Consider the following 16,667-nt stretch of genomic DNA (forward strand, 5'->3'; position numbering starts at 1 on the left):
CACCTATTGCCTTATTTGAGGCCCTTCACATTATTCGCATTAATTTCTAGCCCGTGTTTTTTTGCAACTTCAGCGATTCGTTCATAGCGACTTAACTTCTCTACTTCAGCCTGTAACTCTTGATTTTCTTTTTGCTGCTGTACAATTTTTTGTTCTATCGTCGCTGCTTCTACATTAACTTGATAAAGGCCTGCTTTATTTCCAATAAACGCTACACAGGCATACAATAAAAAGCCAATAAATGCTACATACAACAGTTTTTCGATTCTTGTAATCTTCGCTTTAGCTTTTGGCTGAACCATCTGCTGTGGGGGCGTTTGAATCTGTATCTCTTCTTGCGCTTGTTGTTTGTACTTTACAGCTAAGTTACTCATACCTCTCTCCCCTTTTTATCGTTTTTCAGCGATTCTCAATTTCGCAGAACGCGCTCGATTATTTTCTTCTAACTCTATATCAGAAGGTAAAATCGGTTTTCTTGTAATAAGTTTTAATTTCGGCTTAAATTCATCAGGAATAATTGGTAATCCTGGTGGCAATTGTGGCGTTGTACTATTTCGCTTAAACGTCGTTTTACAAATACGGTCTTCTAAAGAATGGAATGTTATAACACTAACTCTTCCACCTGGCTTGACCATGTCAATTGCAGATTCCAACGCTTCTTCAAATACTTTCAATTCATCATTTACAGCAATACGGATTGCTTGGAACACTCGCTTCGCAGGATGTCCACCCGTTCTACGAGCAGGAGCTGGAATACCCTCTTTAATTAGTTCTACTAATTCTCCTGTCGTTTCAATAGCTTTATTCTCACGATACGCCTCAATTTTCCTTACTATTTGTTTTGAAAATTTCTCTTCACCATACTGGAAGAAAATTCTTACAAGTTGTTCATATGACCAGCTATTTACAACATCATATGCTGTTAATGGGGCATCTTGATCCATACGCATATCTAACGGTGCATCATGATGATAACTAAAGCCACGCTCTGGTGTATCTAATTGTGGGGATGAAACACCTAAATCAAATAAAATACCGTCTACTTCTGTTATACCTAATTCCTGTAGTTTTTCAGATAAATAACGGAAATTACTCTTTACTGTTATGAACTGCTCACCGTATGAAGAGAATTTTTCTTTCGCATTTTGAATCGCTATCTCATCTTGATCAAACGCGATTAATCTTCCGCCTTCAGTTAATTGGGATAATAAATAAGAACTATGTCCTCCTCCCCCCAGTGTACAATCTACATATGTACCATCTGGCTTTATATCTAAGCCGTCTACTGTTTCCTTCAAAAGCACTGTTACGTGTTTAAACATTGTTGCACCTACTCTTTTTCCAATTAATTATGTTGAATGCATCTCCTCCTCCAAACGCATATTTCACGATTAGAGAACGAAATACTATGAAAGAACGACTCATTTAACTTGCCTACAAAGGCAGCATACTATACAAATCGCTATTTTCTTTTATTATATACTAAATTTTATCATCTTTTGCGGGAATTTAAATAAAAAACTGTCGAAAAAGATGATAATACGTTTACATTTTGTGCTATTTTGTCATATATTTAAGTATCCTGCATAATTACGATATTCACTTTTTTAAAATTAATAATTCAGAAAAATTTCACTTCACAGTAAATTCAACAGAACAAAAATAAAATCCTGCTCCTAAGAGCAAGATTCTATAGTTTTATAACATGATGTTTTCCGTCCCAAGAAAACGGTTTTTCCATTACACGATCAACGAAATCCAAACCGAACTGATTTAAATAGTAACATACATTCCACACACGCTCTTGCGGCGCCCCTAATGGACGAAGTGCAAATTGTATGCGACGGAATTTATTTAGCTGTACTTCATGTTTTTTCTCAACATTTCTTTTCAACATTCTTTCCAACAGTTCAATTTGTTCATTAATTTTGAATTCATTTTTCCCTGCAAACGCACTTAATCCAGGATCTATTTTCTTCACAAACTGTTGTAATGACGTATGGATATCAATTATTTCTTTTTTCGCCTCTACAAATCGATCATCTATCGGTTCCTCTATTTGATTAGATAACCAGTTTTCACGCAACTTATCTACGTTATTTAAAAACGGATCACTGTCTTGCAATTGCAAATCGTATAAATCTGTCGCTATATCCCTCTCTACATAAGTGATTGTAATACGCGGAACGACAGGCGGCATTTGGAAACCAATCGTATGGAAAACTTGTTGCAATTCACTCCAGTAAGCTAATTCCCCTGGTCCTCCAATAAACGCGAGCGTAGGAAATAGATACTCTTGCATAAGAGGGCGCGTTACAACATTATTACTAAAACGTTCCGGACTTCTTTCCATCTCTTCCATCAATTCCTCATATGAAAAGGAATACGCTCCATCCTTCCCTACAAACTTCCCTTGATCGTCTTCAAGTAATACTCGCTCATTATCAATTTCCATGAATATATGTACTGCATTATACTTTGTTTCAATAATCGGTTTATATCCTAATTCTTTAATTATTTCCTGTTGGTTATGAAGCCCCTCTTGCACTTCTTTATACTTACCTATAATTCGCTTAAAAAACGGCACTTCTAATTTTCTTAATTCAGGATGATGTGAATCAACAAGAATTAAACCAGAATTAACGAACATTTTCATAATAAGATGGGCAAAGAAATCTACATACGTATTCGATTCCCCCAAAGAATCATCAATAAATTGCAGTACATCCTTTGTAAAATTCGTTTCAGGGTATGTTTTGAAAATTTCTTCAATCCACTTTCTACAGTCTTCCAAAGAAAGCTCGGACTCTGAAGCACTCGCCTTTTTCGGATTACGATCATGAAAAATAGTCTTTTTTATTTTTTTATTCTTCGTTACAAAAGTATGATTAATTTCATCCATATCATGGTCTTCACCAGCAATCCAGAAAACAGGAACGACTTTAACACCTAAACTTTCTTCCTTTTCCCTCGCAAGCTGTAAAACTGAAATGATTTTATGAATTGTATAAAGTGGTCCAGTTAATAACCCAGCTTGTTGTCCAGCTATAACAACATATGTATTTTCTTCTCCAAGCGCTTTTACATTTTGAATCGTAGCTTCTCCCGCTTGTAATTTTGTATTATATTCTAATAAATGCGCTACTAAATCTTGGCGGAAAAACTCCCTCTCACGCAAATCATGTACACGCTGTTTAAAAGCATCTTCTGTTAACATATAGTCAAAACACGACTGTATCTCTTTTTTACCGTTCATATAGTCCGCTACAACACCTTGTTGCGGAACAGAGATTTCTTTTATCTCCATATAATTCTTCCTTTCGTATCCTGTTCTCTCACCAATCCACATTGTAGTCAATGTTGCACGTAAAAGCAAAGAATTACACTTATTCTTTTACTTCTAATCCTTTTATTGCATCGAACAAAAATTGAAGTGTCGGAACGGATCGTTGCTGTTTCTTAGCTTCCTCTAATACATATCCAACAATCGCACCAATTTCCGTTTGTCTATTCGCCCTTACATCTGCCAGCATAGATGATGTATTATGAGACGTTCTTTCACATACGTGACGTACCATTTTCCATACCATTTCTTTTTCTTCTTTAACAAGAAAAACGACTTCCTGAAATACTTGCTCCATCAATCGATTAAAAAACGGGTTCGTAATCAACTCTCCGTTCTGGACTTGTAATAATGCTGTCAATGGATTGATACATACATTAACTACTAATTTTTTGTGCATGACATCCTTCCAATCATCTTCTATTTGAATCGGAAAATGAGGAGATGGAAAGCAATTAAATATTTTTTCAAAATGTATAGACTGGCCGTGCACGATTCCAAACTTCGTTACACCTATCCCCGTATGATAAACGATATGTCTTTCTTCTTTTTTTGCACCATGCTCTACAATCCCAACCGCAATATTTTTATTCCTTATTTGCTGCATAGCATGAAGGTGCGACATTCCGTTTTGCAAAAAGATTAATGAGGATTCCCCTCGCACAAAAGGTAGTATGTCAGTTATATGATATTGCTTAACAGCAATAAATATATAGTCTAGCTTCTGGTCTAGCATACTTTCTATTGGTAAAACAGGTGGGAATACGGTTTCACGTTTTTCCTCCCTCATACAAGTTACACCCGTTCTATTCAATTCCTCAGCCTGTTTAGCTGTCCTTGTAAACAACGTAACATCTTGATTACTTTTTTGTAAATAAAATGCATATAACAGACCGATAGCTCCTGGTCCCACAACTCCGATTTTCATTTTCACACAAGGAACTCATATAAATACGTTACACAAGTCCCTTTCCCTCCCCCTTTTTATCCCGCAAACGCCTGATTGGTGCGGAATCATAATTAACTAAAGGTGAACAGATCCCACCGATTACAGTTTCACTTTACCTTTCTCAATTCCATCAACATAGTTTACAATTTCATTGCTCTTTAACAAACAAATGCAACCTCTACTTTCAATATGTATATACTACCTATTAATATGCTTCTACTCTTAGTTTAGCAAATCCTCAAAAAAATAATAAAAGAAATATACTATCTTCTTCATAAAAATAAAAAAATGAGTTATAATATTATTATAAATATTTTTACTTTTCTGCATTCAACGAGACAAGAAAAGGATGTGATGTTATGGGATTCCCAAAAGTTGAGCGCTTGCTCATCAATTATAAAACATTAGACGAATTTAAAAAATTTAAAGGTTGCGGAGCTCAAGAATTATCCATGTTAGAAGAATTACAGGCAAACATTATTGAAAACGATAGTGAATCTCCATTTTACGGTATTTATTATGGCGGATCACTAATTGCACGTATGAGTCTGTATATGAAAAGGCACGGCGGGGAACCATTCGAAATTACAGGTACTTACCTAGAACTCTATAAACTTGAAGTGTTACCAACTTTCCAAAAACAAGGATTCGGAGAAATGCTTGTAAATTATGCGAAGGGGCTACAGTTCCCAATTAAAACGATCGCACGTATCCATTCAGCTGGTTTTTGGGATAAATTAAATTTCCGGCCTGTATCAGTACCTGATGGTGATTTTTATGTTTGGAACCCAGAAACAAATTTGAATACGGTTACAAACGAAGAGTCTGCATAAGAAATAAAAAAACAGCTACATAGCAGCTGTTTTTTTATTTCTTTAACTTTTCTAATTTCCCATTCGAACGAGCGCTATTTCTTTCCGCTACCATTACACTTCTTTTTTGATCGATATAATCAAGCAATGTTCTATACTCTTCCTCATATACTGATAATCGCTCCAAAAGACTCTCTCTCTCTGTTTGTAACGATTCAATTTGCTGTTGCAACACCATTAAAGAGTTTTCATCTTTATAATTTTGCAAGAAATCAATAACATCATTCAATGTAATTGACGTAGGCTCTACTACCTTTGTCTCTTTTACTTCATAATTTTCTACTTTACGCAGTTGCTTCGCTTCTTCAATACGTTCTTTGTATTGTTTTCTAACGTAAGAATTCCATCTAAAGCCACATGCTGCTGGTGTACGAGATAAATGTCTTCCCACTTCTTTAAAGGCAGATAATTGCGTTCCACCTTCTTGAATATGCCGGAGTACTACTTCTGCCAGAAGCAAATCTTCATCATCAGTCCAAGCATCTTGTCTTGTTGTCGCCATCTCTCTAGTCCTCCCTATGCATTTTTTATTAAGCATATGCAGTTACTAGAAAAGATAGAATACAACAAATAAAGAATAAGACAAAAAAAATAAACGCAGAAGATATCTTCTACGTTTATTTTCCCGCAATTACTTGCTGATTACTTCTTTACCTTTGTAAGTACCGCATGCTTTACATACACGGTGAGCTAATTTCGCTTCACCACAGCTTGGGCACTCTACCATACCAGGTACTGATAATTTGAAATGCGTACGACGCTTTCTTTTTACTGTTTTAGAAGTTCTTCTAAAAGGTACAGCCATTCTTCCCACCTCCTTAAAAGAAATAGTTATTTTCATATGAAGGCCTAAACCAGTCTTCCGATTATTTGTCAAAAAACTTTGCAAGTCCTGCTAATCGTGGATCAACAGTCTTTTCTTTGTTTTCTTCCGAAATCACTTGCCAGTCTTGACCTTGCATCGGTGCTCCACCAGAAACATCATCACTGAAAATTTGCATTGGAATCTCCAAAAGTATATTTTCCTTGATTACGGGCAGTAAGTCAAGTACTTCTCCTTCTAAACAATGAATTTCAGCTTCAGTTTCAAATTCTTCTTGTGAAGTTTGGAACACCTCAGTTGTTTTAATGTCAAATGGTAATGTCACATCTACTAAAGAGCGAGAACATGGTAAAACCATGCTTCCAGTTATATGTAGATGGAACGTAAACTTACCGGAGCCAAAATCAACTCTTCCTGTTACATGAGCAGGATTAATTTCACGAATATCTTTCTCGACCTCTTGTAGCTCACTTACATCTACCATCTCATCCAATGTCAATCCTTTATTTCTCAATTTATTCAATTGATGGATGGACCATTTCATATCATATCACCTCAAGGCAACAAACAAAATTATAGCTAGCCATTTTATATTTGTCAATGTTTTTTCTTTACACTATAATGAAGTCATCATAGTAAATAATATATAGAGTATCACGTTTTTGAAAAAGATGCTACATCGAAAGGAGAGATTACCATAAAAGCTAGTGGTATTGTTGTTGAATATAACCCTTTTCATAACGGTCATGATTATCATGTGCAACAAACAAAAAAGTTAACACACGCCGATATTACAATCGCTGTTATGAGTGGCCCTTTTTTACAGCGTGGTGAGCCAGCACTCATATCCAAATGGTATCGTACCAAAATGGCCTTATCATGCGGTATAGACCTTGTTGTAGAGCTTCCATACGCCTTCTCAACACAAAAGGCTGAAACCTTTGCAAATGGCGCTATTTCTATTTTAAACGCCCTGCGTGTTTCTGAAATTTGTTTCGGTAGTGAAGATGGGCAGATTGAAAATTTTCATAACACCATCTCTGTGCAAAAAAATGAAGAAGATACTTTTAATCATCTTGTAAAGCAATTTATGAATGCAGGTAACAGTTACGCAAAAGCTACATCTGAAGCCTTCCTACACATTTTACCATCCGAAAAAAACATAGACATGTCACAACCGAATAACATATTAGGATTCCAATACATGAAATCAATTTTCTTACAAAATAGTTCTATGCAAGCACAAACGATAAAAAGATTCGCATCTCATTATCATGATGAAACATTTAGCGACCAACATATTGCAAGCGCAACTAGTATTCGTAAACAACTTTTTAGCGAAAATAGTTCTTTTACAGAAATTGAGCCTTTTATCCCAAAAGCGACTGCTTCTCTTTTAGCAAGTTACAAACAAAACTACGGGATATTACATAATTGGGAACAATACTTTTCATTTTTCAAATACAAACTCATGACGATGTCTCCAGAAGACTTACGACATATATATGAAATAGAAGAAGGTTTAGAGCATCGTATTTTATCAAAAATACAAAACAGTTCCTCCTTCCATTCATTCATGGAAGCATTAAAAACGAAGCGTTATACATGGACTAGATTACAAAGAGCTTGTACACACATTTTAACAAATACAACAAAAGAAGAAATACATAGCGCAAATATAGAGCAGCATGCACCGTACATTCGTCTACTAGGCATGTCACAAAAAGGACAAACTTACCTTTCAAAAAACAAGAAAAAAATAGAACTTCCTATCCTTACCCATACAAAAACATTTGACCATCCTACTTTACATATAGAGCGAAAAGCCAATTCTGTATATTTCTCCATCATGCAAGAACCATTACGAACACAACTACTAAAACAAGATGCAACACACCATCCAATTCGTTATGATGAAACAACTGCAAAATTTCTATAAAAAAACCTCTCTTTTTCAGAGAGGTTTATTTTTTCTCGCCCATTTTTTCCAAATACAGCAATGCATCATCCAGCGTATCAACTGGTACAACTTTCATTTTTGTTTTAATATCTTTCGCAGCCGCAAGCGCATCTTTATAATTCGATTTCTCCGCACCTTTTTCATTTGGCGCAAAGAACACTTCAGCACCAGCATCACTTGCAGCAACCACTTTTTGCTGAATACCACCAATCGGGCCAATTTCTCCCTTTTCATTTATCGTCCCTGTTCCAGCTATTTCATGCCCTCTTGTTAAATCATCTTCCACAAGTTGATTATATATTTCTAATGTAAACATTAGGCCTGCCGATGGTCCGCCTATTTCATGAGAATCAATTTTCACTTTCGGATCTACCACTAATTCTCTTTCAGTAACGATAGAAACCCCTATACCAACACGCCCATTTCCATTCGGAATGGTCTTTACATTTAAATTTTCTTTTAACTGTTTTCCATTTCTCTTGTACTCAATATTTACTGCTTCCCCTTCTTTTTTCCCTGTCATATATTCAATAAATTGCTCCGTCTTTTCAAATGTTTTTCCGTCGACAGCTATGATGACATCTCCAAGCTTAAGCTTTCCTTCTGACGGCATCCCTTTCGCTACTCCTGCAACCAATACACCTTTATTTTCAAAAGAAACAGTACGGTTTGCACGTTTATACGCATTATAGATTGCTGCATTTTGCGAATCTTTCATCGCATAATTTTGGCGAAATTGATATTCTTCATCACTCTCACCTTTTTGCAATATTTCTTCCGCTTTCGAAATATGTGTATATTTATTAAACTGTGCTGCTATTAAATTCACCACATTTGCTGGTCCCATTGAAACCGTAACAAGCATAAAATCACCGGATTCTTTCGTTCCACCTTCAACTTGAACGTAAGGCTCTAATTTGGCCGCCATTCCTGGTTTTGTTACATAATACGGTAAACGTACGTAAACAAGTAACATCGCCAATATAACCCCTATTAAAATTGCATATATAAACCGAAAACGCTTAAACATTATGTTTCTCCTTCCACTGCTCAATTAATAAATAAATATTTGCAACATGTTTTTCCGCCTCTACTTCTCCAACTCGAATAATGTCTTCAATGTTTGTAAAAGCACGTGAACTAAATTGTTCTACAGCTGGTCGCATCATTAAATCCGATGCAATTTGTCGATTCATCACCAGCTCATGTTGCATAATTTCAATACTCTGCATAATTACATCATAAATAGACGTAACCTCTCCATTCACTTTAATCGGTGATACATCAACAGCAATAACAATATCGGCACCTAACTCTTTCACAACCGATACTGGAATGCGATCAATCACTCCGCCATCCACCAATAATCGTCCATCTATTTTTTCTGGTACAAACACTCCAGGTACAGATATGCTAGCTCTCACAGCCTCTGCAACAGGACCACTTGTAAAAACTACTTTTTCCCCCTTCAAGATGTCAGTAGCCACAACAGCCGTCGGGATATCTAACTCTTCTAAATTTTTATTATATGTAAACATTTTAATCATATCTTTGACACGTTTTCCAGCAATAAATCCCATTTTCGGAACTGTAAAATCTAAATAATATTTCCTCTTAAAAACATTTGCCAGTTTATACAACCTTTCAACGTTTGAGCTAGCTGCATAAAACGTACCTACTAAAGCCCCCATACTACTTCCTGCAATCATATGAATCGGTATACCATTTTCTCTTAAAACTTTTATAACACCAATATGCGCAAACCCTTTTGCGCCCCCAGATCCAAGAGCTAAACCAATTTTCGGTTCTTTCATTTTTCTCACCCTTTAATTTTTTTCATTCCTTTTTCATACTTATGGTCTAAATGCACTACGTATCCACGTATACTGAAATGAACGTTTTTTGGGACAAAGGGGGATTTACTTACATGTATGAAAAATGGAAAACGGCTTTTCTTACCATATCAACACTGTTTTTAACCTTTTCTCTTGTACTTCACCCCCAAGCTGCTTTGCAAGCTTCCATTCGAGGGTTAAATATATGGTGGGAAGTTGTATTCCCTTCACTTTTACCGTTTTTCATCATTGCGGAACTTCTAATTAGTATTGGTGTTGTAAAATTTATAGGTGTTATATTAGAACCACTCATGCGACCACTTTTTCGCGTTCCAGGGATAGGCGGATTTGTTTGGGCAATGGGAATGGCTTCAGGATTCCCTGCTGGCGCCAAATTAAGCGCTAGACTACGTAAAAGTAATCAGCTAACACAAATCGAAGCAGAACGCCTCGTATCTTTTACAAACTCATCTAATCCACTTTTTATTTTTGGAGCTGTTTCTATCGGTTTTTTCAATAATCCGAAATTAGGAATCGTATTAGCTGCTGCACATTATTTAAGTAACTTTGCCGTCGGGTTATTGATGCGTTTTTACGGCAATAACAATATTTCCACGAAGGATCAACATCCTACTAAAAAACGTCCTTTTCAAAACCCTTTTTCAGTCCTACACGAGACGCGCATGCAAGAAAAAAGACCATTAGGAAAATTACTTGGGGACGCTATCGTTTCTTCTATTCAAACGTTACTTATGATTGGTGGATTTATTATTTTATTCTCTGTTTTAAATAAAATGATTACTGTATTTCATATTACAGCAGCACTTTCTTTTATTATGCAACATATTTTATCATTCTTCCAACTAACTACAGAATTTAGTATTCCAATCTTATCAGGCATTTTTGAAATGACACTCGGTAGCCAAATGATTAGTCAAATAAATGAAACACCCCTCCTGCAGCAAGCTATGGTAACAAGCTTTATTTTAGCGTTTAGCGGCCTTTCTATTCAGGCACAAGTTGCTAGCATATTAGCTGAAACAGACATCCGATTTAAGCCCTATTTTTTCGCACGAATTATCCAAAGTATTCTGGCTCCTATTTTTACTTTTATATTTTGGAAACCATTTTATGAAAAAGTAAGCTCTTTTTCACCTATGCAAAAAGATATCCCCGTATTTTTATCGAATCATTCTTCTATACTGCAAGAAATTTGGACATCTTTTGTACACTATGGACCAATCTTTACTTTATTTTGTTTATATGTATATGTTATCTTATTATTTTTTCGTAGCAACAAAGAAAAACCCCGTTCACTTTAACGGGGTTTGAAACTTTTCTTTTAAAGCACGTTCTACAACAGGAGGTACAAGATCTACTACGCTTCCTCCATATCTCGCAACTTCTTTTACAATGCTCGAGCTTAAAAATGAATATTGGTTATTTGTCATAATAAAAAAGGTTTCAATATTTTCATCTAATTTTCGATTCATAGAAGTAATTTGCATCTCATATTCAAAATCAGAAACCGCTCGTAACCCACGCAAAATCGCGTTTGCATTACGCATTTTCGCATACTCCACTAGTAGTCCACTATGTGAATCTACTTTTACATTCGGGATATCCTTTGTTGCTTCTCGAATTAAATCTAAGCGCTCTTCAACTGAAAAGAACGGTTTTTTTGACGAGTTGTTTAAAACTACTACGTATACCTCATCAAATACTTTTGCTCCCCTTTTAATAATATCCAGATGCCCAAGGGTAATTGGATCAAAACTTCCCGAAGAAATAGCTATACTAGTCATTCCGTCCCCTCACCTTCATACTTATAAATCGATATTGCTGTAATCCCATAATTTTCAGCTCTTACTTTTACAAGACTCCCTATAGAATTAGGTAAAACTACATCATTACCATGCTCTGACATAATTAATCCATCTCTATGTAGCAATCCATGTTGATCCATCACACTAATTAAAGATACAATTTTTTGATCTTTATATGGAGGATCAATTAATATAAGATCGAATGATATTTCACGTTTTATAAGAGCCTTTACCGCACGTTCTGCATCATTTCGATATACTTCAGCTTGTTCCTGTATTCGACAGCTTTCTAAATTTTGATGAATTACTTTTATCGCTTTATTATCTCGATCAACAAAAATTGCTTTATCAATCCCTCTACTTATAGCCTCGATTCCAAGACCACCACTACCGCCAAATAAATCAAGAGCGATACCACCATCAAAATAAGGACCTATCATATTAAAGATTGATTCTTTTACTTTATCTGTCGTTGGACGTGTTGTATTACCTGGCACCGCTTTTAGTGGATGCCCTTTACATTTTCCTGAAACTACTCTCATCTGTTGTCACTACCTTTATTTCAATCTATCGAGCAATTATAGAAAACCTTTCTCCATTCGGTAACCGCTACCAAACTATACTATTCCATGAAATTTTCCATTCATTTCTCAACGAACAATAGGAGAACTTTAGCTTAAAATAACCGCTCTGCATTTTTATGTATTCATCTCACCATGCGCTAACACGAACCCATTATGTATATTCGTTTCACTTTATCTTTTTTATCCTATCATAAAATAAAAAAAAGAAAAATAAAAAGCCAAACATAAAATTTAATTTCATGATGTATATCTTCATTTAGATTGGACATAAATAATTATAACAACATCACCTTCGATGTTGTTGCCAACCGCGGAGAAGACTTACGTTTCCCCATAAGTTCTTCCTCCGGTTTCTCCTCTCCCTTTGCCTTCTTACTAGTACATGCTAGTATAAGAAGGGCCCTGCTTTGCAGGGTTTTTTTTCTTTGTCTACTTTTCATTTAAAAAGTGAGATGGTACAGTAAATAAAAGAAAGAGGAGGAAAAAATATGATTCAACGCTTTATAGAACTCGGAGAAGGCTACTCTGATTTATATGAATTACTTGAAATTGCCAAAGCAAATCAAGAACGTATAACACATATGTTACAATTTGAAACGATTAAAAATGAAAAAAAAGTGTGCTCACTTGTTGTAATATTAAAACCAACTACTACTGGTGATTTCCAACCATTATACATATGTCGTGAAGGCATTCCTGTACTTGAAAATAAAAAAAGTAAACGCGTCATTTTATTTGAAGAAACGGCAGAACAACTAGGAAGAAAAGTGACTACCTTTACGGTAAAACCATCCACAACTTTCCCAGAAAAAGAACTGTTTTTCAATCATTTAATTGGTATTTTACGAATGAATAATTTCATTCCTCCAATGAAATAAAGTGTTATTTCAAGCAAAAAAATCCCCTACTAAAATTAGCAGGGGATTTTTTCTATTAACTATAATCGTATTCTTTTGCCCGATCAGGACGTGAATTTTCAAATTCCGTTTTTAAATACGGGCGGTACGACTGTTCTATCTTCTTCACAAAAGGAAGTTTGTTCAACTTTTGCATCATATGCTCAATTTGTTCCATATCACAATATACTACTGCGTATTTTAAGCGTTTTGATATGTAATGTATGTTACCATATTTCCTTAAAATCTTGGCATGTTTCAATGAATGTAAATAAACAATCATACTTTGTCGTTGCCCGAACATAATCTTCTCCATCTTCTCCTTTTAAAAACATATATTTTATATTTTATGAAAACCAATCAGAAATTTATGACATTACAGGACAAACTCTGTATACGTTTTCTTCTATCTTCTAAAAAACGGGGTAATTTACCCCGTTTTACAGCCACAACCTCCGCCGGTACCACAACCGCCACCACAGCCACCAGCATCAAAAAATGGATTTCCTGTTGGAACTTTGATGGAAGAAGACACCTCAGAACCGATTGCTACACTAACTTCATCTAACAACTTTTGCAAAGCTGTTTCTACTCGTTTAAAAGCTGCAACCTTATCATGTAAGTCTACAGAACGCTTTAACTCCCTCATTTTCGTCGAAACGAAAGTATAATCAGGATGGTATTTACCGAAACGTTGCACTTCTTCATATCGTTCTTTCATCGCTGTAAATTGCTGAATTAACGTCTGAACTTCCATATCTTCATGCAATTCTTTATAACACTTACGATAGTCTTCTGCTATATCTGAACAGATAATCGCTTTTGCAAGCTGCTCTGCCTTATCTAATATCAATACGCTTTCCAGCGTCGCTACAATCATGAGAGACACCTCCGAGTATTCATCATACCACATTTAGAATAGAACTACTAATTGAAGTGTCTCACTAAACAGAAAGATATCACTCTAACTATTTTCCGTATAATCCCAGCACATACTTATACATTAATATGTTCCGCAATATTATATTTCAGAACATCCCATTTCCCACTATTTTCTTTCACATAACTAATACATGCATTTTTTAATGGTGTCTTAAACGAAATATCTTCCGGTGCAATTGCATGTAAAATTGCTTTTATCGCATGAGAATGAGCTACAATGATAATACGTTTGCCAGAATGAGTTTCTGCAACATCTTTTATAGCAGCAAAGCAACGAGTTACAATCTCGTCATCTTGCTCCATACCTTCTACTTTACCTTCTGCAATTAGCTCCCTAACAGTCGCAACCGGCTTCCCAGAAGCTTCACCAAAATTACGTTCAACAAATCGCTCATCTAATAAAATCGATTGCAATCCTGCAGCCCCTGCAATTTCCTTAGCTGTTTCGTGCGCTCTAATTAATGGGCTACTTATAATTACATCCCATGCTTCCGCTTGCAAAGCAACTGCACTTTGACTTGCTTGCTTCTTTCCCACTTCATTAAGTGGAATATCTTCACGTCCCTGAATAATCTCTTGAAAATTCCAATCAGTTTGTCCATGTCGTACTAAACAAATTTCCGTCATGCTCATGCTGCAACTCCTTTTTAAATAATCCGCTTCTATTGTATCAAAAGTTCTGCATGACGGACATAGTTTTCCCTTCCAATTATGTTGTATTTTGCTGCTTCATATACTGAAACATATCGATCATAATGGAGGCAACTGCCAATTGGTTTTGAAATTTCTCAACTTTATCTGGTATCGTTTTTTTGAAATGCTGCATAGCCGCTAACTCAAATGCCTCTTTTTCTTCAGGGTTTCGCGTTAGTTTTCTATACCAGTACGGTTGCTCCCTAATATAGCGAGATAAATCCTCATCAGCCTTTATAAACTCCATAATTTCTGCTCTCATCCGCATTCCCCCTAATCCTTCTGAAAGAAAAATGGATTATTTTCGGAAGTACTTTCTTCTTGCCGCGCGGGCTTCCCTTGAAATTGTTGAAAAACTTGTTGCACACTACCAATAGCACTCGTCACATTAGCTAAATGGTGTTGCATCTGTTCCACATCTAGCTTTTTAAAGAAAGAAAGCATTTGTCCCATCACATCAGCAGTTTTTTCCTCTTCAGTTCGATTATCTTTTTCTTTTTCTTGTTTATTTTCTTTTACCGAAGAAAAAGCTGGCGCTCCATCAGGCCTAAAAGTTGCCCATATCGGATCTTCTTCACCAAGTAAGTACCATTCTTCATAAAACTGTTGCCAAGTTTTGTGACCACTTCTAACCTCATGAACCATTTTAGGGTGATGGTTTACAAACTCTTTAAACTGTTGAACCGATGGATGTAACGGCCCTTTTGTTGTTGGCATAATCCTCACCTCTTCATGTATATCTACTATATAGTAAGAAAAAAAAGGCACATGGTTCGCCTATTTTTAGACGATTCATGCACCTTTTTATCCTGCTATTTGCATACGGTAAGATTCCGACCTACACTTCAGTGAATACGAAGTACTTAAACGTGAGGTGTCCCCTACACAACTTAAAATTTCACTTTATTTTCGAATAAAGTTTTGTGTATAAAACTTATCGTATACCCCAACACCTAATCCTGTAAATTGTTCATTTAATACATTCTTTCTATGCCCTTCACTATTTAACCAACCTTGCACCGCCGCAATTCCATCACTATGTTGCGCCGCTATGTTCTCACCAGCAAGTTGAAACCCTACTTTCCCGCGCTGTAAACGATCTCCTAACGTACCTAGTGTAGGTGAATCGTGTGAAAAGTAATTATTATTCTTCATATCTTTACTATGCCCTATAGCCACCTCTGCTGTTTGTTGATCCCAAGCTAACAGCGGTAACTTATGGCGACTTCGAATAATATTTGTTAAATCAAAAATTTGTTGCATATTCCCATTCTCTATTTGTTTCATTTTATCTGGAGTCAATGGTTGTTCAGCTAGTAATTCACCCGAATAAACAAGCTGATACGGTCTTTGGCGTAATAACGTTTCATCATCCATATAACGAACACCAACAAGCTCATGTGTAAAATGATCAAAATATAATTGTGCCCAGCCATCTTCTACAGGTATTAATGGTTGTTCCATCACTTCCGTGTCAGATAACTCAAATTGATAACTATTTTTCCCTCTTTTTAACGAAATCTCATGCGAGAGTGGATTCTTTTTATAAACTTCTTCATACTTTTCATTTATATAATAAGGCGGCACCTTAACTTGCTCACCAGCAACATACGCCGTTACAACTTTTCGTTCTGCAACTCCAAATTGCACATACTTAGTTAAATCTTGATTATATACCCACCATTCATATCCGTAAGCAGATGGCTCTATTCGAGATGGTTCGCCCCATTTTGCTAATAAATTTTCAGAGTCCCCACCAATCATATTTAAAACAGTATCGGAAGAGTCTTCATTTACTTGTTTTTTCTTTTTCACAATTTTATTTTCTTGCTTTGATTGAGATGGGGTTAATATATATTGTGAAACGAGTAATTTCCCGTATAAATCAACAGCTAAAATTAAAAATGTAATCATTACGATACGCAATAATTTCTTCAATCGATA

Annotated in this window: 21 protein-coding genes; 4 read left to right on the forward strand and 17 right to left on the reverse strand. The window is 35.7% G+C overall.

The genetic code is table 11. The features are described from left to right. Positions 1 to 11: 11 nt before the first annotated feature. From ftsL to panE, 4 genes are all read right to left on the reverse strand, one after another. Complete coding sequence (gene ftsL / locus QCI41_RS09935; RefSeq protein ID WP_000067079.1) at positions 12 to 374, reverse strand: cell division protein FtsL; 363 nt, start codon at positions 372 to 374, stop codon at positions 12 to 14. Between the two features lie 15 nt (positions 375 to 389). After that, positions 390 to 1,322 carry a 16S rRNA (cytosine(1402)-N(4))-methyltransferase RsmH gene (rsmH, locus tag QCI41_RS09940; protein WP_000472509.1) on the reverse strand — a complete coding sequence of 311 codons (933 nt, stop codon included), beginning with the start codon at positions 1,320 to 1,322 and terminating at the stop codon, positions 390 to 392. A 368-nt stretch (positions 1,323 to 1,690) separates the two neighbouring features. Continuing rightward, positions 1,691 to 3,307: a bacillithiol biosynthesis cysteine-adding enzyme BshC gene (gene bshC, locus QCI41_RS09945; RefSeq protein WP_353837544.1), complete on the reverse strand. Its 1,617-nt coding sequence runs from the start codon at positions 3,305 to 3,307 to the stop codon at positions 1,691 to 1,693. Between the two features lie 79 nt (positions 3,308 to 3,386). Beyond that, positions 3,387 to 4,277, reverse strand: coding sequence for a 2-dehydropantoate 2-reductase (gene panE / locus QCI41_RS09950; protein ID WP_353837543.1), 891 nt, complete (start codon positions 4,275 to 4,277; stop codon positions 3,387 to 3,389). 374 nt (positions 4,278 to 4,651) lie between these two features. Here panE and QCI41_RS09955 point away from each other — a divergent pair, with 374 nt between their 5' ends. After that, the gene (locus QCI41_RS09955) at positions 4,652 to 5,125 is read left to right on the forward strand and encodes an N-acetyltransferase (protein ID WP_353837542.1); all 474 of its coding nucleotides are present in this window, start codon (positions 4,652 to 4,654) and stop codon (positions 5,123 to 5,125) included. A 34-nt stretch (positions 5,126 to 5,159) separates the two neighbouring features. Here the strand turns inward: QCI41_RS09955 and QCI41_RS09960 are convergent, their stop codons facing one another. From QCI41_RS09960 to QCI41_RS09970, 3 genes are all read right to left on the reverse strand, one after another. Beyond that, positions 5,160 to 5,666 (reverse strand): RsfA family transcriptional regulator, encoded by a 507-nt coding sequence (locus QCI41_RS09960; RefSeq protein ID WP_060488408.1) that lies wholly within the window; start codon positions 5,664 to 5,666, stop codon positions 5,160 to 5,162. Between the two features lie 129 nt (positions 5,667 to 5,795). Beyond that, positions 5,796 to 5,969, reverse strand: coding sequence for a 50S ribosomal protein L32 (rpmF, locus tag QCI41_RS09965; protein WP_001984764.1), 174 nt, complete (start codon positions 5,967 to 5,969; stop codon positions 5,796 to 5,798). A gap of 61 nt (positions 5,970 to 6,030) precedes the next feature. Further along, positions 6,031 to 6,531, reverse strand: a complete 501-nt coding sequence (locus QCI41_RS09970) for a YceD family protein (protein WP_000872150.1) — start codon at positions 6,529 to 6,531, stop codon at positions 6,031 to 6,033. 153 nt (positions 6,532 to 6,684) lie between these two features. Here QCI41_RS09970 and QCI41_RS09975 point away from each other — a divergent pair, with 153 nt between their 5' ends. Next, positions 6,685 to 7,926: a nucleotidyltransferase gene (locus QCI41_RS09975; RefSeq protein WP_353838848.1), complete on the forward strand. Its 1,242-nt coding sequence runs from the start codon at positions 6,685 to 6,687 to the stop codon at positions 7,924 to 7,926. Positions 7,927 to 7,951: 25 nt separating this feature from the next. Here QCI41_RS09975 and QCI41_RS09980 read toward each other — a convergent pair whose 3' ends face one another. Further along, positions 7,952 to 8,977 carry a SepM family pheromone-processing serine protease gene (locus QCI41_RS09980; RefSeq protein ID WP_172553626.1) on the reverse strand — a complete coding sequence of 342 codons (1,026 nt, stop codon included), beginning with the start codon at positions 8,975 to 8,977 and terminating at the stop codon, positions 7,952 to 7,954. Continuing rightward, the gene (locus QCI41_RS09985) at positions 8,970 to 9,761 is read right to left on the reverse strand and encodes a patatin-like phospholipase family protein (RefSeq protein ID WP_000662602.1); all 792 of its coding nucleotides are present in this window, start codon (positions 9,759 to 9,761) and stop codon (positions 8,970 to 8,972) included. The genes QCI41_RS09980 and QCI41_RS09985 overlap by 8 nt, the downstream gene beginning before the upstream one ends. 113 nt (positions 9,762 to 9,874) lie before the next feature. Here QCI41_RS09985 and ylbJ point away from each other — a divergent pair, with 113 nt between their 5' ends. Beyond that, complete coding sequence (gene ylbJ, locus QCI41_RS09990) at positions 9,875 to 11,104, forward strand: sporulation integral membrane protein YlbJ (RefSeq protein WP_000273093.1); 1,230 nt, start codon at positions 9,875 to 9,877, stop codon at positions 11,102 to 11,104. On the opposite strand, the gene coaD is transcribed toward ylbJ, so the two are convergent. Together coaD and rsmD are read right to left on the reverse strand one after the other, a co-directional pair. Beyond that, entirely contained in the window at positions 11,096 to 11,587 is a 492-nt protein-coding gene (gene coaD / locus QCI41_RS09995; RefSeq protein WP_000200598.1) for a pantetheine-phosphate adenylyltransferase, read from the reverse strand. The genes ylbJ and coaD overlap by 9 nt on opposite strands. Beyond that, the gene (gene rsmD, locus QCI41_RS10000; protein WP_353837541.1) at positions 11,584 to 12,150 is read right to left on the reverse strand and encodes a 16S rRNA (guanine(966)-N(2))-methyltransferase RsmD; all 567 of its coding nucleotides are present in this window, start codon (positions 12,148 to 12,150) and stop codon (positions 11,584 to 11,586) included. Before rsmD ends, coaD begins: the two co-directional genes overlap by 4 nt. A gap of 530 nt (positions 12,151 to 12,680) precedes the next feature. Here rsmD and QCI41_RS10005 point away from each other — a divergent pair. Continuing rightward, positions 12,681 to 13,070 (forward strand): DUF7147 family protein, encoded by a 390-nt coding sequence (locus QCI41_RS10005; RefSeq protein ID WP_000616012.1) that lies wholly within the window; start codon positions 12,681 to 12,683, stop codon positions 13,068 to 13,070. A 55-nt stretch (positions 13,071 to 13,125) separates the two neighbouring features. Here QCI41_RS10005 and QCI41_RS10010 read toward each other — a convergent pair whose 3' ends face one another. From QCI41_RS10010 to QCI41_RS10035, 6 genes are all read right to left on the reverse strand, one after another. Further along, positions 13,126 to 13,392, reverse strand: coding sequence for a YlbG family protein (locus tag QCI41_RS10010; protein WP_002080814.1), 267 nt, complete (start codon positions 13,390 to 13,392; stop codon positions 13,126 to 13,128). Positions 13,393 to 13,518: 126 nt separating this feature from the next. Continuing rightward, a complete protein-coding gene (locus QCI41_RS10015; RefSeq protein ID WP_000634355.1) occupies positions 13,519 to 13,968 on the reverse strand; it encodes a YlbF/YmcA family competence regulator in 450 nt (149 codons plus the stop codon). 116 nt (positions 13,969 to 14,084) lie between these two features. Continuing rightward, on the reverse strand, positions 14,085 to 14,657 hold the full coding sequence (locus QCI41_RS10020; RefSeq protein WP_002008391.1) for a histidine phosphatase family protein: 573 nt from the start codon (positions 14,655 to 14,657) through the stop codon (positions 14,085 to 14,087). 82 nt (positions 14,658 to 14,739) lie between these two features. Continuing rightward, the gene (locus QCI41_RS10025) at positions 14,740 to 14,985 is read right to left on the reverse strand and encodes a YlbE-like family protein (RefSeq protein ID WP_001200991.1); all 246 of its coding nucleotides are present in this window, start codon (positions 14,983 to 14,985) and stop codon (positions 14,740 to 14,742) included. An 11-nt stretch (positions 14,986 to 14,996) separates the two neighbouring features. Then, positions 14,997 to 15,440: a YlbD family protein gene (gene ylbD, locus QCI41_RS10030; RefSeq protein ID WP_001143336.1), complete on the reverse strand. Its 444-nt coding sequence runs from the start codon at positions 15,438 to 15,440 to the stop codon at positions 14,997 to 14,999. A 186-nt stretch (positions 15,441 to 15,626) separates the two neighbouring features. Continuing rightward, positions 15,627 to 16,661: a CAP domain-containing protein gene (locus QCI41_RS10035; protein ID WP_353837540.1), complete on the reverse strand. Its 1,035-nt coding sequence runs from the start codon at positions 16,659 to 16,661 to the stop codon at positions 15,627 to 15,629. Between the last annotated feature and the right edge of the window lie 6 nt (positions 16,662 to 16,667).

The organism is Bacillus cereus group sp. MG4 (genome assembly GCF_040460055.1).
Lineage (GTDB): Bacteria > Bacillota > Bacilli > Bacillales > Bacillaceae_G > Bacillus_A > Bacillus_A wiedmannii.